Raw genomic sequence first — 19,981 nt, forward strand, 5'->3', positions numbered from 1 at the left:
GGCGTCACTGCCCCCGGCGCGCCTCGTTGACCAGGATGGACGAGATGCCAGTCGCGTCCAGGAAGGTTGACCACGGTCGACCCGCGGCACCCGTGCGCCGATCAGCCAGCCTTCCCGGCTGTGCCGTGCACAGCCAGCCGTCCCTTCCCTGCGGGGGGCCCTGTCCCGGGCCCCCCGCGCCCTGTTTCCCGCCAAGCCAATGCCGCACAGCGCAGCGCCGTGCCGAGCCGCGCCGCGCTCAGGCGGCGCGCAGCAGGTCGGCGGCGCGTTCCGGAGCGATGTCGTTGATGAAGACGCCCATCCCGGATTCGGAGCCCGCCAGGTATTTCAGCTTGTCCTTGGCCCGCCGGATGCTGAACAGCTGCAGGTGCAGGTGGCCCAGCTGGCGGTCGACCCGTACGGGAGCCTGGTGCCAGGCCGAGATGTACGGCATCGGCATGTCGAACAGGCCGTCGAAGCGGCGCAGGAGATCCAGGTAGAGCGGCCCGAAGGCTTCCCGCTCGCTGTCGCTGAGCGCCGGGATGTCCGGCACCACGCGGTGCGGCGCGACGTGCACCTCGAACGGCCAGCGGGCGGCCGCCGGGACGAACGCCGTCCAGTGTTCGTTCTCGATGACGACCCGGTCACCGGTGGCGCGCTCGGCGGCCAGCACGTCCGCGTACAGGTTGCCCCCGCCGGTGCGCTCGGCGTGCCGGCGTGCCGCGGCCAGCAGCGCGCGGGTGCGCGGCGTCACGAAGGGGTACGCGTAGATCTGGCCGTGCGGATGGTGCAGCGTGACACCGATTTCAACGCCCCGGTTCTCGAAGCAGAAGATCTGCTCGACGCCGGGCAGTGCGCCGAGTGCCTCGGTGCGGTCGGCGAGGGCGTCCAGCACGGTGCGGACCCGGCGCGGGGGCAGGCTGGCGAAGGAAGCGTTGTGGTCCGACGTGAAGCAGACCACCTCGCACCGGCCGAGGCCCGGCCGGACCGGTGTGAACGGCGTGATCTCGCCGGGCTCCTCGGCCACCCGACCGCTCAGCGACGGGAACCGGTTCTCGAAGACCACCACGTCGTAGTCGGGTGCGGGGATCTCGGTCAGCCGGTCGCCCACCGACGGGTCGAGAGGGCACTCGTTCGCCGGTGGGAGGAAGGTGCGGGTCTGCCGGTGCACGGCGACCGCCACCCACTCGTCGGTCAACGGGTCGTAGCGCAGCTGCGACGCGGGGGGAGGCGGCGGCAGGTCCCGGCGGTCCGGCTGGTCGCGGACCGCGTCGTCGCGCTCGTCGAAGTAGATCAGCTCCCGGCCGTCGGCCAGGTCGATCGCGGTGCGCTTCACGGCGCCGTCCCCTCAGTTGTCGGCGTGCGCGTCACGCGGCCCGCCCCTGTCGCCTTGACCATGATCAGTTCGCCCACCTGTTCGCCGAGTACCCGTCGTGCGGGTGGAGGCAACCGGTCGTCGCTGACCAGTACGTGGGCCGCCGTCAGCCCGACGATCGAGGAGATGCCGACGGTGCCCCACTTGGTGTGGTCGGCGAGCACCACCAGCTGGTCCGCCGCCGCCACGAGCGCCCGATCGGTCTCCGCCTCCATCAGGTTCGGTGTGGTGAAGCCGGCCCGCTCGGTGATGCCGTGGACGCCCAGGAAGAGCAGATCCAGGTGCAGTGAGCGGACGGCCCCGACCGCGAGCGGACCAACCAGCGCGTCCGACGGTGTGCGTACGCCGCCGGTGAGCACCACCGTCTGGTCCGGGCGGCCACCGGCGTGCATGATCTCGGCCACCGGCAGCGAGTTGGTCACCACTGTCAGCTCGGGCACGTCCAGCAGTCGGCGGGCGAGTTCGGCGGTGGTGGTGCCGGCGGAGAGCGCGACCGCCGCTCCCGGCCGGACCAGTTGGGCCGCCCGGTCGGCGATGGCGGCCTTCTCCGGCAGTTGGCGGACCGACTTGGCGCGGAAGCCCGGCTCGTCGGTCGAGCTTGGCCCGGTCGTGGTGGCGCCGCCGTGCACCTTGGCCAGCAGGCCGCGCTCGTGCAGCGCGTCGAGGTCACGCCGGATGGTCATGTCGGAGACGCCGAACTCGCCTGCCAACTCGCTGACCCGGACGCCGCCGGTCGTGCGGACCCGCTCCAGGATGGCCGCCTGCCGCTGCTGAGCGAGCATCAGCCGTGCCTCCCCGAGCGTCCCCGTACCCTCACGCGGTCAAACGTGTTCCAACAAAGATGAACACTAGCGCGTGCCGCTCAGCGGTGAAAGAAACGGGTACGGCGGTGCCTCAGGCTGTGGCGATCTTCAGCTCCACCCAGCCGGTCTCGGTCAGATGGTGCAGCACGGCCTGCACCGCGTCCGCCACGCTCAGGTCGGTGGTGTCGAGCACCAGATCGGCGTCGGTCGGCTCCTCGTACGGGTCGTCGATGCCCGTCATCCCGGTGAGCAGGCCAGCTCGCGCCCGCGCGTAGAGGCCCTTGCGGTCCCGCCGCTCGCACACCTCCAGCGGAGTCGCCACGTGCACCAGCACGAAACCCGATCCGGCGGCGAGAGCCATCTCCCGAGCGGTGGCCCGTGCCGCCGCGTACGGGGCGATCGGACAGCAGATGCCCACCCCATGGTGCCGGGCGATCTCGGCGGCCACCCAGCCGATCCGCCGGACGTTGAGATCCCGGTCGGTCTTGCTGAAGCCCAGCCCGGCGGAGAGTTCCCGACGCACCACGTCCCCGTCGAGCAGGGTCACCGTGCGGTCGCCGCTCTCCCGTAACGCGTCCGCCAGCCCTCGGGCGATCGTCGACTTGCCGGAGCCGGAGAGACCGGTCAGGAAGACCACCAGCCCTCGCTGCCGACGCGGCGGCCGGGCCCGGGCCAACTCCCGTGCCACGGCGGGCGGCGTGTGCCACTCCGGTAGCGGGAAGCCCCGGTCGAGCAGGTCGTCGATCTCCGGCTGGGTCAGCGCGAGCCGGCGGTTGCGCGGCGGGATGTCCTCCCGCCAACGCCACTGCCCGTCGCGATTGTCGTAGGCGAGTTCGCGCGGCACCAGCACCCGCAGCCCGGCGCCGGAGAGCATCTCCCCGGTGGAGAGCAGGTGGGTGACCCCGTACGCGGCCGAGACCCGGGCGCGCAGCAACGCGTCGCTGATCTCCTCGCGTCGGTGCGACAGCGGCACCGCGATCAGGGTGGCGGGCGGCATCCGGTCCCGTGCGGCGAAGATCGAACGGACCAGCGCCTCCGGTGGGAGCCCGTCTGCGCCGCCCTCGCCGACCGGGATCATCACGAGCAGATGAGCGGCCAGGGTGCGGGCGGCGTGAGCGATCTGGGCGAGCTGTGGACGATGCAGCGGCCGATCGGCGATCACACCGAGCACCCGGCCCGGGGGCAGCAGCGCACGGACCTCCTCCGGGTTGCGCCGCAGTCGCTGGAACGGACCGTGCCCGCCGTCGCCCAGCCGTCGAACCTGGCCGCCCACTCCCGACACGCCGTCGCGGACCGGCCAGACGTCGGCCACGTCCAAGGCGGCCGCCGGGGCGCCCTCCCCGTCGGTCAGCACGAGCGCCCGGCGGGCCGGGTCGCGCGGGTCGAAGCTCTGCGCCAGAGCGGCCGGCACCTGGAGTACGACAGCGACCTGCCACGGTGTGCCGTCCGCCAGCCGGGCGCGTCGGCTGACCGAGACCAGGTCGGCGCGGGTCATGAAGCCGGTCAGCGGGGCGTACGCGCCGGTCAGCAGCAGCTCCAGATCCGCGAGCTCACCGGGACGCGGCGTGTACGCCGGTGCGTCACGCAGCACCTCGTCGGGCAGCACCCAGCCGTTGCTCATCCACACCCCCCACTCGCTGACCGGCACACAGTTTCGCAGCCGACCGCCCATCGGTCGAGGGCGCCACTCCAAGACCCACGCGGGCGGATCAGCGCTTGATCCGCCGGCCCACCGCCGACCGCAGCCGGTTCCACACCTTCCGCTGGTCGCGGATCCGGGGTCGCGAGCCGTCGGCCCGGCAGATGAACACCAGCGGCAGTCGCGCGTCCTCGGTCCAGCCCACGTTCGTGATCCGGGCCTTGAGCTGCCAGCTGCCTCTGGTCCGACCTCCGTTGAGGGCGGCGAAGTCGATCGTGGCGGTGGCCCGGTGCACCAGGTGGACGGTGTCCACTCCGGTCGTACCGGTGATCCGCTCGGTCTCGAAGGTGTTCGGAAGGAAGATCTCGGCGCCGGTCTCCCGGTGGCGGGCCACCAGGTCCAGGCGGGCCTTGCGCACCTGCGCGGTGGCGTCGAGCACCTCGGGGGCGATCTCGTCCATCGGGAGCACCAGCACGTCGCGGCCATCGTCGGTGCGGAAGCCGACCGGCTGGTTCTCCGAGCGCAGCTCAGCGGCGAGGGTCACCGTGACGGCGTGGTCCGCGCGCTGGAGTTCGTCGATCGTGCCGTGCGCGGCGATGCCCGCCTCCCAGCGGGCCAGCTTGCGCAGGTCCGCGACGCGGCCCCGCTCCGCGAGGTATGCCACGGCCCGGAGCAGCGGTGGCAATCCGGCGGCGACGCCAGGGGCGAAGCGGTCCTGGATGATCTTCTGGGTCTCCAGCGCGACCTGCTCCAGCCAGGCTTCGTCGGCCTCCAGCAGCCGCTTGCCGCGCAGTCGGCTGATCATCTCGTTGCGCAGCCAGCGCCGGTGCAACCGGTCCCGCAGCGGACCGGGCTCGGTGTGCGCGTCGACGATGTCCAGCGCCTCCCGCACGGCCCGGTAGTAGCTCGACGGCTCCAGCCGGCCCGCGGTGACGTTGCGCGCGTCGGTCCGGTGGACGTGGTGGTAGCAGACGTAGTCGGACAGCACCGAGGTGTGCCGGCTCAGGAAGTAGGCCCGCACGACCATCGCGTGGTCCTCCAGCCGACGCTTCCCGCCCTCCGGAAACCGCAGATCGTGCTCGTTGAGGAAGGCGCGCCGGAACAGCTTGTGACAGGTCAGGCTGTCGATCAGGGGCGCGTTCGCCAGGGTGGCGTCGAAGCGGTTCTTGCGGAACAGCTCCCGCGGCACCGGGCGTCCGTACCCGGCCATCTTCCCCACCACGATGTCGGCGTCGTTGGCCTTCGCGCAGGCGTAGAGCCGCTCCAGTGCCTCGTCGGCGAACCAGTCGTCGTCGTCGGCGAAGAAGACGTACTCGCCGCGGGCGTGTTCGATGCCGAGGTTGCGCGGACGCGACGGCCAGCCGGAGTTCTCGATGTGCAGCACCCTGATGTGTGGGTGCTCGGCGGCCAGCTGGTCCAGCCGCTCCGCGGTGTCGTCGGTCGAGCCGTCGTCGACGAAGACGGCTTCGAACTCGTCGGCGGGCAGTGACTGGCGCAGCAGCGAGGCAGCGAGCTTCTCGATGTGTCGGCCGCTGTTGTACGCCGGCACCACGACGCTCACCTTGGGGACGCCCACCTCGGCCATCAGGATTCCTCCCGCGTCGTCGGTCGATCACCGGGCGGGTCGATGCCTGGTGAACGGGAGGTGAATGGTGTCACCCTGGACGGGTCTTTCCCAAGGCGGGGTCGGGTCGAACGCGGGACCGGCGCAAACGTCGCGGGAGCCGCGGCGGGACCTTAGGGGTCCGGCGGGAAAAGGATCAGGGGAGTGCCGGGGGCGTGCCGGTGTCCCAGCTGGGCATCGACTCCCTACGCTGGGCCCGTGACACTGATCGCGACCCAGTCGCTCACCAAGACGTACGGAGGTCGGGTCACCGCGTTGGCCGACCTCACCGTCGCCGTCGAGCCCGGGATCATCGGCCTGGTGGGCGCGAACGGCGCCGGCAAATCCACGTTGATCAAGATTCTGCTCGGCCTGATCGCACCAACCAGCGGTCAGGTCTCGGTGCTCGGCATCGACCCGACCACAGATCCGGCGGCTGTCCGCAGTCGCGTCGGCTACATGCCGGAACACGACTGCCTCCCACCGGACCTGTCCGCCGCCGAGCTGGTCACCCACCTCGGTCGGATGAGCGGCCTTCCCCGCACCGCGGCTCGCGAGCGGGCCTCGGAGGCGCTGCGGCACGTGGGGCTCTACGAGGAGCGCTACCGCCCGGTCGGTGGCTACTCGACCGGCATGAAGCAGCGCGTCAAGCTGGCCCAGGCGCTGGTGCACGACCCCGACCTGCTGTTGCTGGACGAACCGACCAACGGCCTGGACCCTGCCGGCCGCGACGCCATGCTGGCCCTGGTGCACCGGATCGGCACCGAGTTCGGCATCTCCGTGCTGGTCTGTTCGCACCTGCTCGGGGAGGTGGAGCGGATCTGCGACACGCTGATCGCCATCGACGGCGGCCGGTTGCTGCGCGCTGACAACATCTCCGCGATGACCACGGCCACCGACGTGCTCGCCGTGGAGGTCAGCGAGGGCACCGAGGAGCTCGCCGCCCGACTCGCCGAGCTGAAACTGCCGGTCGCCCGGGACGGGCGACTGCTCCTCGTGCCGCTCGCCGACGACGGCACCTACGACCTGATCCTCGGTGCGGTCGCCGAACTGGACCTGCCACTGCACCGACTGGACCAACGCCGGCACCGGGTGGCCGAACTCTTCGCCACGAGGGAGCTCACTCATGCCTGAGCCGTCCACCGCCGCCGTGCGCTCCACGCCGACCGGCGTCATCCACGACATCGGTTACCAACGCTACGAGGGCCCGAGGCTCGGCCGCCGGCAGGTCTTCGGCGCGCTCTACGGGCACGGTCTGCGCACCGCGTTCGGTCTCGGCCGCAGCGCCAAGGCCAAGATCTTCCCGTGGCTGGTGGTCGGCATCGTCACCCTGGTCGCGGTGGCCCTGGCCGCGGTACGCAGCCAGATCGGCGAGCCGGTGGCCACGTACGCCCAGTTCGCCGACGCGATGAGCTGGCTGGTCATCTTCTTCGTCGCGGTAGTAGCTCCGGAGCTGGTCTCCCGGGATCTGCGCAGCGGCGTGCTGCCGCTGTACTTCTCCCGGCCGCTGCCGCGCACCGACTACGCGTTGGCCAAGTTGCTGGCGCTGGTAACCGCCCTCTGGCTGCTGCTCGGCGGGCCGCAGCTGTTGATGTTCCTGGGTGCCGCTTTCACCACCAAGCAGGGCATGCGCGGGGTGTGGAACGAGCTGCTCGACCTGCTCCCCGGGCTGCTCTACGCCGGGCTGTGGGCGGTGGTCTTCGCCTCGGTCGGCCTGCTGGTCGCGTCGCTGACCGGTAAGCGCGCCTTCGCCGCCGGCGGTGTGGTCGCGGTCTTCCTGATGACCACCCCGATCGTGGGCGTGCTGAGCATCCTGCCGTCGCGTGCCGCCAACGAGCTGGCCGGGCTCGCCTCACCCTCGACCCTGGTCCAGGGGGTGGGCATCTGGTCCCTGGGTGACCTGCTGGTCGAGGGCGATCCGGGCGAGATGATGATCGGCGGGTTCGGCCCGGTCTACGCCCTGGCCGCGGTGCTGCTGGTCGCCGGCGCGACCGCCCTCCTGCTGGCCCGCTACCGGAAGGTCGCCTCCTGATGAGCACGCTGAGCCTGACCGGGGTGTCCCGGTGGTACGGCAACGTGGTCGCTGTCAACGACATCAGCATGTCCCTCGGCCCGGGCGTGACCGGGCTGCTCGGTCCGAACGGCGCCGGCAAGACCACGCTGCTGCACATGATGGCCGGGTTCCTCTCCCCGTCGCGCGGCACCGTCACCCTCGACGACGAGCCGACCTGGCGCAACCCCGACGTCTACCGGCGGCTGGGGCTGGTCAGCGAGCGGGAGGCGGTGCAGGGTTTCCTCACCGCCTACGAGTTCGTGCTGGCCAGCGCGAAGCTGCACCGGCTGCCCGATCCGGCGGCCGCGGCCCGACGGGCGATCGATCTGGTGGAGCTGGAGTCGGCGCAGGACCGCCGGATCGGCACGTACTCCAAGGGCATGCGCCAGCGCGCCCGGGTGGCCGCGGCGCTGGTGCACGACCCGCAGGTGCTGCTGCTCGACGAGCCGTTCAACGGCATGGACCCGCGCCAGCGGCTGCACATGATGCAGCTGCTGCACACCCTGGGTGACGCTGGCCGGACGATCCTGTTCAGCTCGCACATCCTGGAGGAGGTCGAACAGGTCTCCGGGACGGTGCAGGTGATGGTGGCCGGCCGGTTGGCCGCCTCCGGCGACTTCCGGACCATCCGCCGGTTGATGACCAACCGCCCGCACGTCTTCGCGGTGCGCTCCACCGACGACCGGGCGCTGGCCGTCGCGCTGATCGCCGAGGCGTCGGTGAGTGGGGTCGAGTTGGACCCGACCGGCTTGACCGTGCGGGCCGGTGACTACGGCGCGTTCACCCGGGCGCTGCCCCGGATCGCGCTGAACAAGGGCATCCGGGTACGCCAGCTGGTGCCGTCCGACGAGTCCCTGGAGAGCGTCTTCTCCTACCTGGTGGAGGCCTGACATGTCGACAGTTACCTGGATCACCGCGCGCGGGTTGTTCGGCCGCCGTCGGTTCCTGCTGCTGCTACCGCTGCCGTTGGTGCTGCTCGGGCTGGCCGTGCTCTGCCGGTCGCTGGGGGTGGACCCGGGCCAGTGGGGGCCGCCGGTGCTGGTCGGTCTCGGGCTGGCCGTGGTGCTGCCGGTGGTCGCGCTGATCATCGGCACCGGCGTGCTGGGCGCCGAGATCGACGACGGCACCGTGGTGCACATCCTGACCAAGCCGCTGCCGCGCTGGCAGATCGTGCTGCCGAAGCTCGCGGTGGCCGCCGGGGTCACCGCGGTCACAGTGGCGGTGCCGCTCTACGTCGCGGGTGTGCTCGCCGATTCGGTACGCCTCGGACTGGCGCTGGCGGTCTCGGCTGCGCTCGGCGCGCTGGCGTACTCGGCGTTGTTCCTCGCGCTCAGCCTGGTCACCAGGCGGCCGGTGCTGCTCGGGCTGGTCTACGTGCTGATCTGGGAGGGGCTGCTGGGCAACTTCGTCAGCGGCACCAAGGTGCTCTCCATCCAGCAGTACGTGATCGCCCTCGCCGACCGGATCGCTCCCACCGGGCTGCTGGAGACCAGCGTGTCGGTGCCGGTGGCGTCGGTGATGACCGCGCTGGTCAGCGTCGGCTTCACGGTGCTCGCCATCGACCGCCTGCGCTCGTTCAGCGTGGCCGGTGAGACGAGCTGACAACGGTGCGAGCCGCTGTTCCGGCCAGCCCCCGCGCGGCGGTAGGGCTGGCCGGATGGACCGGTCAGGCCTCCTCCGGCCAGGCTGGTGGGCGTGAGCGTCGAAGCGGAGCGGACGTCGTTGGCTGAGCCATACTCCCGGAGCAGCCGGCCGTGGCTGACCAGCCTGGCCGTCGCCGGGCTGGCCTGTGCCACGGTCGCCACGGCGGCTCAGGGCAGCGGCCAGTTCCACTGGTGGGCGGTCTTCATTCTGATCCCGGCCGCGTTGATCGCGGCCAGCGGTGGGCCGTTGCTGGTTCGCGGCGGCGGCCGGGCCTTCGCCGGGTACATGCTCGCCTGCGTCGGCACGATCGTCTTCGCGGTCGGCGCGTTGCTGATGTTCGGCGTGATGGGGCGAGGCTGGCCGCTCCTGGTGGTGCTGCCCTGCTTGGCGGTGGCCGGCACCTACTGGTGGCGGGCGGCCCACCCGCTCGCCCGCGGCCTGCACCGGGCGGTGGCCCTGCTCGCGCTGACCGGCGCGCTGCTCGGCCTGACCCTGCAGCTGATCCGGGTGGATCTGATCCACCCGAAGACCGGTTGGTGGGGCGCTTTCCTGATGTTGGCCGGGGCCATCGTGCTGGGCAACGCGGGGGAGCTGACCCGGCACCGGATGCCGTACCGCCTCCAGGCGATCACCCTGCTGGTGGGGCCCGCCGTGATCGCGTTCCTGCTCGGGCTGCGCTTCCTGCGCGGCTGGTGACGCGCCGGTCCGCCGCCGCCCGAGCGGGCAGCGGCGGACCGGCGGGTCAGAAGGCGCAGGCGATGACCAACTCCGGGGTACGGTCCGGGAGCAGGTCGAGTTTGCCGATCCGGCCCGCCGCCCGTAGGTCGTCGGCGACCAGCGTGAGCTGCTCCAGCAGCGCCGCCGGGCCGAGCGCCTCCGCCAACGGCACCTCCGCCTTCATCGACAGCTTCCGCTCGGATTTGGCCCGTCGCACCTGGCTCAACGCGTCACCGGCGAGCCGCAGCAGCGCCGGGTCACCCGAGCCCTCGATCGTCCGGGCCACCTCGTAGGTGGTGGGCCACGGCGCCTGGTGCACCGAGCCGTACCGCCACCACGACCAGACCTCCTCGGTCACGTACGGCAGCACCGGGGCGAACAACCGCAGCTGCACCGACAGCGCCGAGGCCAGCGCCGCCCGTGCGGAGTCCGCCGCCGGGCCGGTGCCGTAGGCCCGCTCCTTGACCAGCTCGATGTAGTCGTCGCAGAACCGCCAGAAGAACGCCTCGGTGACCTGCAGGGCCGCCGTGTGGTCGTACGAGTCGAAGGCGGTGCCGGCGGCGGTGACGACGGTGGCCAGTTCGGCGAGCATGGCCCGGTCCAGTGGTGCGGTCGTCGGGGCGCGCAACGCGTCGGCGGCGCCCAGCCCGAGCGCGAACTTGGACGCGTTGAGCAGTTTGGTGGCCAGTCGCCGGCCGACCTTGATCTGCGCCGGGTCGAAGGCCAGGTCCATGCCGGGCTTGCCGCTGGCCGCCCAGTAGCGCACCGCGTCGGAGCCGTGCTGCTCCAGCAGCGCCAGCGGGGTGACCACGTTGCCCTTGGACTTGGCCATCTTCTTGTGGTCCGGGTCGAGGATCCAGCCCGAGAGCACGGTGTCCCGCCAGGGCAGCACCCCGTGCTCGAAGTGTGAGCGGACCACTGTGTCGAAGAGCCAGGTCCGGATGATCTCCTGCCCCTGCGGGCGGAGGTCCATCGGGAAGACCCGGGCGAACAGGTCCGGGTCGGTCTCCCAGCCACCGATGATCTGCGGGGTCACCGAGGACGTGGCCCAGGTGTCCAGGACGTCCGGGTCGCCGATGAAGCCGCCCGGTCGGCCGCGTTGCGACTCGTCGTAACCGGGTGCCGGATCGCTGAATGGATCGACCGGCAGCGCCGACTCGTCCGGCGTGAGAGGGTGGGACCAGTCCGGCTCGCCAGTGTCGTCGAGCCGGTACCACACCGGCACCGGCACGCCGAAGAAGCGTTGACGGCTGACCAGCCAGTCCCCGTTGAGGCCGCCCACCCAGTTGTCGTAGCGGTGTTTCATGTGCGCCGGCACCCAGTGCAGCTGCTCGCCCCTGCCCAGCAGCGTGGCTCGCAGCGCCTCGTCCCGGCCGCCGTTGCGCAGATACCACTGTCGAGTCGACACGATCTCCAGTGGTCGGTCGCCGCGTTCGTAGAACTTGACCGGGTGAGTGATCGGACGCGGCTCGCCGATCAGGTCACCGGCGTCGGCCAGCATCCCGACGATCTCCCGGCGGGCGGCGTTGACGGTCTGCCCGGCCAGCGCCGCGAACGGCTGGGCCGACACCCCGTGCGGCGGCTCGGGGAGCAACCGACCGTCCCGGCCGATCACCACCCGGGTGTCCAGCCCCAGCTCACGCCACCAGGTCACGTCGGTCAGGTCACCGAACGTGCAGACCATCGCGACACCGGTGCCCTTGCCGGGTTCGGCGAGGGGATGGGCGTACACCGGCACGTCGACGTCGAACAGCGGACTGCGCACGGTGGTGCCCACCAGGTCGGCGTACCGCTCGTCGTCGGGGTGGCAGACCAGCGCCACGCAGGCCGGTAGCAGCTCCGGCCGGGTGGTGTCGATGAGCACCTCCCGCCCGTCGGCCGCGGTGAACCGCAGCCGGTGGTAGGCGCCGGGGCGCTCCCGGTCCTCCAACTCCGCCTGGGCGACAGCGGTGGCGAAGCCGACATCCCACAGGGTCGGCGCCTCCGACTGGTACGCCTCGCCGCGGCGCAGGTTGCGGACGAACGCCCGTTGGCTGGTGGTCCGGGCGATCCGGCCGATGGTCGTGTACGTCAGCGACCAGTCCACCGACAGCCCGAGCCGTCGCCACAGCGCCTCGAAGGCCTGCTCGTCGGTGACCGTCAACCGTTCGCACAGCTCGATGAAGTTGCGCCGGGAGATCGGGGTGGGGTCGCGGCGGGCCGCGTCGTCGACCGGAGCCGCCGGTGGCCGCCACACCGGGTCGTACGGCAGCGCCGGATCACAGCGCACCCCGTACACGTTCTGCGCCCGACGCTCGGTGGGCAGGCCGTTGTCGTCCCAGCCCATCGGGTAGAAGACGGCCTTGCCGCGCATCCGCTGGTACCGCGCGGTGGTGTCGGTGTGCGTGTACGAGAAGACGTGCCCCATGTGCAACTCGCCCGATACGGTCGGCGGTGGGGTGTCGATCGAGAACACGTCGCTCCGCTGCTTCGAGCGGTCGAACGCGTACGTGCCTTCCTCCTGCCAGCGGCGTGCCCAGCTCTCCTCGAGCCCGTCCAGGGTCGGACGCTCGGGAACGCCGGCGCGGGCCGTCCTCGCCGTATCGGTCATCCTGCGATCGTAGGCACCTACCGGCTGCGGGGCGACGGAGTTGCGACCGAACACACCGGCCGGCGGTCGTGGCCGCGGTGGGGCGGCCCGGTCAGATCAGCGAGTCACGCCACTGGCGGTGCAGGGCGGCGTACCGGCCGTCGGCCTCGGCGAGCACGGCCGGCGGGCCGTCCTCGACGACCCTTCCGCCGTCGAGGACGAGTACCCGGTCAGCGGTCTCCACGGTGGACAACCGGTGTGCGATCACCAGTGCGGTGCGGTCGCGCAGGATGGTGCCGAGTGCCCGCTGCACCAGACGTTCCGTCGGCACGTCCAGCGACGACGTCGCCTCGTCCAGGATCAGCACTGTCGGGTCGGCCAGGAACGCTCGGGCGAACGCGACCAGCTGCCGCTGGCCGGCGGAGAGCCGGCCGCCGCGCCGGTGCACCTGAGTGGCGTACCCCTCGGGTAGTGCGGCGATGAAGTCGTGCGCGCCGATCGCCCGCGCGGCGGCCTGGACGGCGGCGTCGTCGGCCCCCGGGCGACCGAACCTGATGTTCTCCGCGACGGTCCCGCTGAACAGGTGGTTCTCCTGCGTCACCAGCACCACCGCGCGGCGCAGGTCGGCGTCGCGTACGTCACGCAGGTCGACCCCGTCCAGCCGGACCGTGCCGGTGTCGGGGTCGTGGAACCGGGCGACCAGCTTGGCGATCGTCGACTTGCCCGCCCCGGTGGGGCCGATCAGCGCCACGGTCTGCCCGGCCGGCACTGTCAGCTCCAGCCGGCAGAGAATCGGGGTGTCGGCCCGGTAGCCGAAGCCGACCGAGCAGAAGATCAACTCGCCGCGGCCGGGACCGGTCGGCAGCGGTGTCGGCCGGACCGGTTCGGCGACGGCCGGTCGTTCGTCGAGCACCCCGGCCAGCTTCTCGAGTGCGGCCGTCGCCGACTGCAACGAGTTGTAGAACTGGCTCAGCTCCTGCATCGGCTCGAAGAAGCGGCGTAGGTAGAGCAGGAACGCGGCGAGCACACCGATCTCGGTCTGCCCGCCGAGCACCCGCCAACCGCCGTAGCAGAGCACCGCCGCCACTGTGACGTTGCCGATCAGCTTGATCGCGGGCGAGTACGTGGCGATCAGCCGGAACGCGTGCAGGCTGCTCCGCCGGTAGTCGTCGCCGAGCGCCACGAAAATCTGTTGGTTGCGAGGCTCCCGGCGGAACGCCTGCACCGCCCGGATGCCCCGCATCGACTCGACGAAGTGCACGATGACCAGCGCGACCGCGTCCCGGGTCCGTCGGTACGCGCTGGCCGACGACTGGGCGAACCAGCGGGAGAGCCAGAACAGGAAAGGGAAGGCGAGCAGCGTCACGGCCGCCAGCGGCAGGTCCAGCCAGAGCAGGATGGCGGCCACCGACAGGATGGAGAGCCCGGCCAGCACCAGGCTGTCGATCCCACCGTCGACCAGCTCGGCGATGGAGTCCAGGTCACTGGTGAGCCGGGAGACCATCCGGCCGGACGTGTACCGCTCGTGGAAGCCCACCGACAGCCGCAGGAAGTGCCCGAACACCCGCTGCCGCAGGTCGAGCAGGACGGCCTGGCCGATCCGGGCGGAGAGGGTGAGGAAACCGCGGCGGGCCGCGTACTCGGTCACTGCGGCCACCGCGAACGCCCCGGCGACGGTGACCAGCGGGCCGGCGTCGTCGGCGCGCAACGGCGGGATGGCCCGGTCGATGCCGATCATGACCAGGTACGGGCCGGCCATCGCGGCGGCGTTCTGGGCCAGCAGCAGGGCGACCGCCGCGGCGAGACGCCGCCGATGCGGGCGGAGCAGGTCGCCCAGCAGGGTTCGGCTGAGCCGGCGTAGCCGGGCGACCGCCTCGGGGCTGGTGTCCTCAGCTCGACTGCGGTCGGCCTCCGGGTCGGTGGCGGTGCCGCGCCAGCGGTTGAGCTCGGGCTCCTCCTCGGGAGGCGGGTCGGCCTGCTCCGGCACCCTCACGAGCGCACCAGCCCCCACCCGTCCGAAGGCGACGAACTCGGGCCGCTGGCCCCGGCCGGAGGTGGCTGCCCGGCGGGCGGCTCGGCGGCGAGCAGCGCCCGGTACGCCGGGACGGTGGCCAGCAGGTCGGAGTGCCGGCCGGTCGCCGTGATCCGTCCGTCCTCCAGCAGGGCGACCCGGTCGGCCAGCGCGATCGTCGACGGCCGGTGCACCACCAGCAGCGCGGTGCTGTCGCGCAGGACCCGCCGTAGTGCCGCTTCGACCAGGGCCTCGGTGTGCACGTCGAGAGCGGAGAGCGGATCGTCCAGCACCAGCACCGCCGGTCGTCCGAGCACGGCCCGTGCCAACGCGAGCCGTTGCCGTTGCCCGCCGGAGAGGGACAACCCCTGCTCGCCCACCCGGGTCGCCAACCCCCAGGGCAGGTCGTACGCGAAGTCGGCCTGGGCCAGCGCGAGGGCCGCACGGATCTCGTCGTCGTCGGCGTCCGGGCGACCCAGTGTGAGGTTCTCCCGCACCGACATGGAGAAGAGCGTCGGCTCCTCGAACGCCACCCCGACCAGCCGACGCAGCGAGGCCAGCCGCAGCTCGCGCAGGTCGTGCCCGTCCAGGGTGATCCGGCCGGTGGTCACGTCGTGCAGCCGAGGCACCAGGGAGAGCAGCGTGCTCTTGCCGGAGCCGGTGGCGCCGACCAGTGCCAGCGTCTCGCCCGGCTCGATGGTCAGGTCGATCTCGCGGAGCACCCCGCTGGTGGCACCCGGATAGCTGAACGCGACCCGCTCGAAGCGCAACCGACCGTGCACCGCGCTGCGCGGCAGCGCGACAGCGCCGGCGGAATCCACTATCTCCGGTGGGGTGTCCAGCACCTCCTGGATGCGGTCGGCGGCGGTGGCCGCCTCCTGACCGTTGGCGATGATCCAACCCAGTGACTGCACCGGCCAGATGAGCATCAGTTGGAGGCTGACGAACGCGACCAGCTCGCCGATGGTGAGCGCGCCCTGCGCGGCGGCGGCCGCCCCGGCCGCCAGCACCACGCCCAGGCTCACGTTGGGCACCAGGTCGAGCAGCGCCGAGGTGTTCGCCAGCAGCCGCCCCTTGTCGACGCCCGTGTTGTGCAGCCGCCGGGCCGCACCGGCGAAGCGAGCGGCCAGCTCGGGCCCCCGCCCGTACGCCTTCATGGTGCGCAGGCCCTGCGCGGTCTCCTCGACCAGCGTCGCCACGTCGCCCTGCTGATCCTGCATCCGGCGGGACGCGGCGTGGTAGTGCCGGCCGAACCGGCGACTGATCAGCAGCAGCGGCACCGCGCTGGCCGCGACCAGCACCCCGAGCGCCGCGTGCAGGTTGATCAGCAGCACCACCACGACCACGTACGTGGTCAGGTTGAGCACCAGGAAGAAGACGCCGAAGGAGAGGAACCGGCGGATCACCGACAGGTCGCTGGTGATCCGGGAGAGCAACTGGCCGGACTGCCAGCGGTCGTGGAAGCTGGTCGGCAGCCGTTGCAGGTGGGCGTAGACGTCGGCGCGCAGCGCCGCCTCCATGCCCACCGCCGAGGACGACTGGACCCACCGGCGGATGAAGATGAGCACCGCCTCGACCACGCCGAGCAGCAGCGCCAGGCCCCCGAGCTGGAGCAGCCCGGCCGGTTCGTGTCGGGCCACCGGCCCGTCCACGACCCGCTGCACGACCAGCGGTACGGCGATCCCGGCCGCGGTGCCGGCGAGGCCCGCGACGAGCAGCCAGGCGAACTCGGCGGCGTACGGGCGCAGGTAGGGGCGAAGCCGCCAGAGGTTGTGCACGGGGTGGGTGCCCGTGGCGGCCCGGGCGGCCGGGTCGCCGTCACTCTCCACAGGCACTACCAGACGGTAGCGTCAATGAGTGTCGGTGCTCCTGTCAGCTTGTTGTCAAGCGTCGCTCATGACCGAGAAGCCACTTCTTCACGTCCAGCCCCCAGCGGTAGCCACCGAGCGTGCCGTCGGTGCGAAGAACCCGGTGGCAGGGCACGAAGAGGGCTGCCGCGTTCCGGGCGCAGGCAGCCGCCGCGGCTCGGACCGCCGGTGGTCGACCGGCCAGCGCGGCGTACCCGGTGTAGGTGACCGGGGTGCCCGGCGGGACCTCGCGCAGCACCTGCCAGGCGTGCGCCATGAACTCGCCACCGGTGCGTTGACGCACCGGCACCGTGTCGATGGCGGCGAGGTCACCGTCCAGGTAGGAGTGGACCGCCGCACTGACCGGGCCGAGGTCGGCCCGCTCCCGTAGCGGTGCCCGCAGGGCCGGATGGACCAGGGGCAGCAGCGCCGCCGGGTCCGGGGTGAAGCCGGCCGCCCGTACGTCACCGTCGGGGCCGGCGAGGATGCTCAGTGGGCCGGCCGGTGTGCTCAGGACGGTGCTGTCGATGTTCATGCCGCTCTCCAGAGTCTGATCGTGGCGTAGGACCGCCAGGGACGCCAACGCTCGGCGTACCTGTCGAGGGTTTGTGGGGTGTCGGGCAGGCCGAGCGCCGCGGCGCCGCGCCGGACCGCGAGGTCGGAGCTGAGGAGGACGTCCGGGTCGCCGAAGGCGCGCATGGCCAGGTAGTTGGCGGTCCACGGGCCGATGCCGGGCAGCGCGAGCAGCCGCCGAACGGCCTCCTCCCGATCCACCCCCGCGGCGAGGTCGACGGATCCGTCCACCACGGCCCGAGCCAACCCCCGCAGCGCCTCCCGCCGCCCCACCGGCATCCCGAACGCCGGGTCCGGCAGGGCCAACAGGTCCTCCGCGCTCAAGAACCCCCGCAGCTCATCGCGTTGATCATGAGGTTGACCTGGGATTCGATCTTCTTCGACCGCGTCAACCTCATGATCAACGAGAGCGTGGGCGGTGAGGAGGCGGGTGAGGGTTGTTCTTGCCGAGGTCACCGAGACCTGCTGGCCGATGATGGCGCGGACGGCCTGCTCGAAGCCGTCGACGGCACGGGGGACGCGGATGCCGGGTTCGGCGGTGATCGCCGGGGCGAGCGCCGGGTCGGCGGCCAGCGTGGCGTCGATGGCCGCCGGGTCCGCGTCCAGGTCGAGCAACCGGCGGCAGCGGGCCACCGCCGGCGCCAGGTCGCGCAGGTCGGCCAGCCGCAACGTCGCCGCCACGTGCCCGTCCGTCGGGGTCAGCGCCACCTGGCCGGTGCCGTGCGGCAACCGCAGACCCCGGTGGTACGTCCCGTCGCGGACCGCCTCCACGCCGGGCAACGCGCGTACCGCGAGGAAGTCCAGCAGCGCCCGGGCGTGCAGCGGCGGGCGGTACGCCAGCCGGAGCGAGATGGTCCCCGCCCCGGCCGGCGCCTGTTGGCGGCCACGGGCGGTGCGCAGGTCCGACGGGGCGCTCGCGTACACCTCGCGAAGCGTGTCGTTGAACTGCCGCACGCTGCCGAAGCCGGCGGCGAACGCGATCTCGGCCATCGCCAGGTCGGTCGTCTCGATCAGGATCCGGGCGGTCTGGGCGCGTTGGGCCCGGGCCAGCGCGAGCGGCCCGGCACCCATCTCGGCGCGCAGCATCCGGTGCAGGTGCCGCTCGGTGTAACCCAGCCGGGAGGCCAACCCCGGTACGCCGTCCCGGTCGACAACCCCGTCGGCGATCAGCCGCATCGCCCGACCGACCACGTCCGCGCGGACGTCCCAGAGCGGTGAGCCGGGCGCGGCGTCCGGCCGGCAGCGGCGGCAGGCGCGCAGCCCGGCGCCCTGCGCGGCGGCGGCGGACGGGAAGAACCGGACGTTCTGCCGCTTGGGCGTGATCGCCGGGCAGGACGGCCGGCAGTAGATCCCGGTGGACGTCACACCGGTGTAGAACCAGCCGTCGAACCGCTGGTCACGGCTGTCGACGGCCCGGTAGCACCGCTCGAAGTCCATCTCCATGTCACCGATGATGCCCCGCTCGGCCGGTCATCGGCTGGCGGGAATCGGACCTGGGTGTGCCGGTGCACGGAAGACCGGTCAACGGGGGCGTCGACGCCGCCGGTGTGGCTGGCCCGATCGGCCCGCCTGGCCGGATGGGCTCGCCTGGCCGGATCGGCTCGACTGGCTCGGCTGTGCGGCTCGGCTCGGCTTGGTGGCGCGGTGTGGCTGGCCGGTCAGCAGGGCCGATCGGAACACACCGTCCGGGTCGTACCGTTTCCACAGCCGCCGAACCCGGGCCCCGGTCTCGCCCGGGTAGATCCGGGCGAACGCGGCCGGGTCCGGCCGGCTCTCGAAGTTGACGTACGCGCCGTCGGCGCGGGCCCCGGCGGCCCGCCAGGCGGCGTTCAACGCGGCGTCGGCCTGCGGCGGAAACACCGAGGCCACGATCAGCGTGTCCTGGTGGCGATGCGGGTACGCGGTCGCGTCGGAGGCGACGTCGTTGACAGCGCCGCCCAACGAGCGGAGCTGGATCACCGCCCGCCCCGGCCCGGTCACCGCCCGCGTCACGGCCCGCGCCCCGGCGTCGTCCAGCGAGGTGAACAGACCGTTCGTGGTCGTGCCACGCTGCTGCCCGACGTTGGGGTTGAGGTGCGCGGTCGGTACCAGCGTCGGGTAGGGCAGCAGGTCGGTCCGGTGTTCGAGCACCTTCCCGATGGCGAGCAGCGGCTCCACCGCCGGTCGGGCCCGGCGCAGGCTCTCGGCGGCGACCACCGCGGTGATGGACATGAGGACCGATCGACCCTCGGCGAACACCACGGCGGCCGCCGACAACTCCCGTGGCGCCTGGGCGAGGTAGCTCGTCCACTCCCGGACGGTGCGGCCGTCCGGATGCGCCTCGACGACCAGCTGCGCGACGCCGACGTTGCGCTGCTCGACCGCCTCGATCTCGAAGGCCACCACGATGCCCGCGCCGGCCCCGGCGCCGCGGACCAGCCAGAACAGCTCCGGCTCGTGGTCGGCGTCCGCGCGTACCAGCGTCCCGTCCGCCAGCACCACCTCGACGGCGCGGACCCGGTCGATGGTGAGACCGTGGACGCGGACCAGCCAGCCGACACCACCGCCGGTGGCCAGGCCGCCGACGCCGACGCCGCCGTAGTCACCGGAGCTGATCACCAGGCCGTACGGGGCCAGCGCCTTCGCCACGTTCGCCCAGCGGGCACCGGCCTCGACCCGGACCAGCCCGGCCCGCTCGTCGATCACCTGAACCCTGTTGAGCATGGACAGGTCGATGACGACCCCACCGTTGTTGGACGAGGCTCCGGAGAGGCCGTGCCCGCCGCTGCGGACCGCGATGGGCAGCCGCTGCTCCCGCGCGTAGCGCAGCGCGTCGACCACCTGCGCGGTCGTCTTCGGCAGCAGGACCGCGGCCGGTGACGCCGACCTGGTGTACGTCGAGCGCAGTTGCGCGTACCGACGGTCGCCGGGCGTGACGATCTGCCCCCGGAGGGAGTCGGGCACCCGGGCCATGGCGGTGCTCATCGTCGCCCCCGCAGCTGGCGCGTCGGGCGTCCGGGATCGGTCATGGCCCAAGGATGAGCGGGCATGCCGGCCTCGACAAATTCGGTGGACCGGTGTCCGCTGGTCACCGCGGGGCGTGACGCTCGCCGGGACCGGGGAGTGGCGCGAGAGGGTGACCGGAATCTCGGACCGGTTCCCCGCCCCCGGCTCGGGAGGCCAGTGGCG

At 72.2% G+C, this 19,981-nt stretch carries 14 protein-coding genes and 2 pseudogenes; 5 read left to right on the forward strand and 11 right to left on the reverse strand.

The window, feature by feature from the left end; translation table 11 throughout:
- Positions 1 to 238: 238 nt before the first annotated feature.
- The 4 genes from galT to ACGF3C_RS08635 all read right to left on the reverse strand — a co-directional run bounded on the left by galT (position 239) and on the right by ACGF3C_RS08635 (position 5,381).
- Complete coding sequence (gene galT, locus ACGF3C_RS08620; protein ID WP_357230155.1) at positions 239 to 1,315, reverse strand: galactose-1-phosphate uridylyltransferase; 1,077 nt, start codon at positions 1,313 to 1,315, stop codon at positions 239 to 241.
- Positions 1,312 to 2,136 (reverse strand): DeoR/GlpR family DNA-binding transcription regulator, encoded by an 825-nt coding sequence (locus ACGF3C_RS08625; RefSeq protein ID WP_357207882.1) that lies wholly within the window; start codon positions 2,134 to 2,136, stop codon positions 1,312 to 1,314. The genes galT and ACGF3C_RS08625 overlap by 4 nt, the downstream gene beginning before the upstream one ends.
- A 112-nt stretch (positions 2,137 to 2,248) precedes the next feature.
- Positions 2,249 to 3,778 carry an adenylyl-sulfate kinase gene (gene cysC / locus ACGF3C_RS08630; RefSeq protein ID WP_357230157.1) on the reverse strand — a complete coding sequence of 510 codons (1,530 nt, stop codon included), beginning with the start codon at positions 3,776 to 3,778 and terminating at the stop codon, positions 2,249 to 2,251.
- Positions 3,779 to 3,866: 88 nt separating this feature from the next.
- Positions 3,867 to 5,381 (reverse strand): glycosyltransferase family 2 protein, encoded by a 1,515-nt coding sequence (locus tag ACGF3C_RS08635; RefSeq protein ID WP_357230159.1) that lies wholly within the window; start codon positions 5,379 to 5,381, stop codon positions 3,867 to 3,869.
- Between the two features lie 237 nt (positions 5,382 to 5,618).
- On the opposite strand from ACGF3C_RS08635, the gene ACGF3C_RS08640 reads away from it, so the two are divergent.
- The 5 genes from ACGF3C_RS08640 (at position 5,619) to ACGF3C_RS08660 (ending at position 9,792) form a co-directional block, all read left to right on the forward strand.
- Positions 5,619 to 6,533: an ABC transporter ATP-binding protein gene (locus ACGF3C_RS08640; protein ID WP_393220082.1), complete on the forward strand. Its 915-nt coding sequence runs from the start codon at positions 5,619 to 5,621 to the stop codon at positions 6,531 to 6,533.
- Entirely contained in the window at positions 6,526 to 7,431 is a 906-nt protein-coding gene (locus ACGF3C_RS08645) for an ABC transporter permease (RefSeq protein ID WP_357227262.1), read from the forward strand. Before ACGF3C_RS08640 ends, ACGF3C_RS08645 begins: the two co-directional genes overlap by 8 nt.
- Positions 7,431 to 8,342 (forward strand): ABC transporter ATP-binding protein, encoded by a 912-nt coding sequence (locus tag ACGF3C_RS08650; protein ID WP_357207860.1) that lies wholly within the window; start codon positions 7,431 to 7,433, stop codon positions 8,340 to 8,342. Before ACGF3C_RS08645 ends, ACGF3C_RS08650 begins: the two co-directional genes overlap by 1 nt.
- A gap of 1 nt (position 8,343) precedes the next feature.
- Positions 8,344 to 9,054: an ABC transporter permease gene (locus ACGF3C_RS08655; RefSeq protein ID WP_355010177.1), complete on the forward strand. Its 711-nt coding sequence runs from the start codon at positions 8,344 to 8,346 to the stop codon at positions 9,052 to 9,054.
- A gap of 93 nt (positions 9,055 to 9,147) precedes the next feature.
- Complete coding sequence (locus tag ACGF3C_RS08660; RefSeq protein ID WP_393220087.1) at positions 9,148 to 9,792, forward strand: hypothetical protein; 645 nt, start codon at positions 9,148 to 9,150, stop codon at positions 9,790 to 9,792.
- A 46-nt stretch (positions 9,793 to 9,838) separates the two neighbouring features.
- On the opposite strand, the gene valS is transcribed toward ACGF3C_RS08660, so the two are convergent.
- From valS to ACGF3C_RS08695, 7 genes and pseudogenes are all read right to left on the reverse strand, one after another.
- Positions 9,839 to 12,403 carry a valine--tRNA ligase gene (gene valS, locus ACGF3C_RS08665; protein ID WP_393220090.1) on the reverse strand — a complete coding sequence of 855 codons (2,565 nt, stop codon included), beginning with the start codon at positions 12,401 to 12,403 and terminating at the stop codon, positions 9,839 to 9,841.
- Positions 12,404 to 12,494: 91 nt separating this feature from the next.
- On the reverse strand, positions 12,495 to 14,375 hold the full coding sequence (locus ACGF3C_RS08670; protein WP_357232759.1) for an ABC transporter ATP-binding protein: 1,881 nt from the start codon (positions 14,373 to 14,375) through the stop codon (positions 12,495 to 12,497).
- A complete protein-coding gene (locus ACGF3C_RS08675; protein ID WP_393220094.1) occupies positions 14,372 to 16,228 on the reverse strand; it encodes an ABC transporter ATP-binding protein in 1,857 nt (618 codons plus the stop codon). The genes ACGF3C_RS08670 and ACGF3C_RS08675 overlap by 4 nt, the downstream gene beginning before the upstream one ends.
- Before the next feature lie 37 nt (positions 16,229 to 16,265).
- Complete coding sequence (locus ACGF3C_RS08680) at positions 16,266 to 16,775, reverse strand: methylated-DNA--[protein]-cysteine S-methyltransferase (protein WP_238687734.1); 510 nt, start codon at positions 16,773 to 16,775, stop codon at positions 16,266 to 16,268.
- A pseudogene (locus tag ACGF3C_RS08685) lies at positions 16,772 to 17,143 on the reverse strand (DNA-3-methyladenine glycosylase family protein); the annotation flags it as partial. The pseudogene ACGF3C_RS08685 and the gene ACGF3C_RS08680, both read right to left, overlap by 4 nt.
- Before the next feature lie 86 nt (positions 17,144 to 17,229).
- Positions 17,230 to 18,256, reverse strand: a pseudogene (locus ACGF3C_RS08690) (bifunctional transcriptional activator/DNA repair enzyme AdaA); the annotation flags it as partial.
- Between the two features lie 78 nt (positions 18,257 to 18,334).
- A complete protein-coding gene (locus ACGF3C_RS08695) occupies positions 18,335 to 19,777 on the reverse strand; it encodes an FAD-binding oxidoreductase (RefSeq protein WP_393220097.1) in 1,443 nt (480 codons plus the stop codon).
- Positions 19,778 to 19,981: the final 204 nt, after the last annotated feature.

Origin of the sequence: Micromonospora sp. NPDC047762, from assembly GCF_043204655.1 — a bacterium.
GTDB lineage: Bacteria > Actinomycetota > Actinomycetes > Mycobacteriales > Micromonosporaceae > Micromonospora.

Excerpts from the sequence above, each read along its gene's own strand:
- ACGF3C_RS08635 (WP_357230159.1), bottom strand. The coding sequence starts at position 5,381 with ATGGCCGAGGTGGGCGTCCCCAAGGTGAGCGTCGTGGTGCCGGCGTAC.
- cysC (WP_357230157.1), bottom strand. The coding sequence starts at position 3,778 with ATGAGCAACGGCTGGGTGCTGCCCGACGAGGTGCTGCGTGACGCACCG.
- ACGF3C_RS08680 (WP_238687734.1), bottom strand. The coding sequence starts at position 16,775 with ATGAACATCGACAGCACCGTCCTGAGCACACCGGCCGGCCCACTGAGC.
- ACGF3C_RS08695 (WP_393220097.1), bottom strand. The coding sequence starts at position 19,777 with ATGAGCACCGCCATGGCCCGGGTGCCCGACTCCCTCCGGGGGCAGATC.
- ACGF3C_RS08625 (WP_357207882.1), bottom strand. The coding sequence starts at position 2,136 with ATGCTCGCTCAGCAGCGGCAGGCGGCCATCCTGGAGCGGGTCCGCACG.
- ACGF3C_RS08655 (WP_355010177.1), top strand. The coding sequence starts at position 8,344 with ATGTCGACAGTTACCTGGATCACCGCGCGCGGGTTGTTCGGCCGCCGT.
- valS (WP_393220090.1), bottom strand. The coding sequence starts at position 12,403 with ATGACCGATACGGCGAGGACGGCCCGCGCCGGCGTTCCCGAGCGTCCG.
- ACGF3C_RS08650 (WP_357207860.1), top strand. The coding sequence starts at position 7,431 with ATGAGCACGCTGAGCCTGACCGGGGTGTCCCGGTGGTACGGCAACGTG.
- ACGF3C_RS08645 (WP_357227262.1), top strand. The coding sequence starts at position 6,526 with ATGCCTGAGCCGTCCACCGCCGCCGTGCGCTCCACGCCGACCGGCGTC.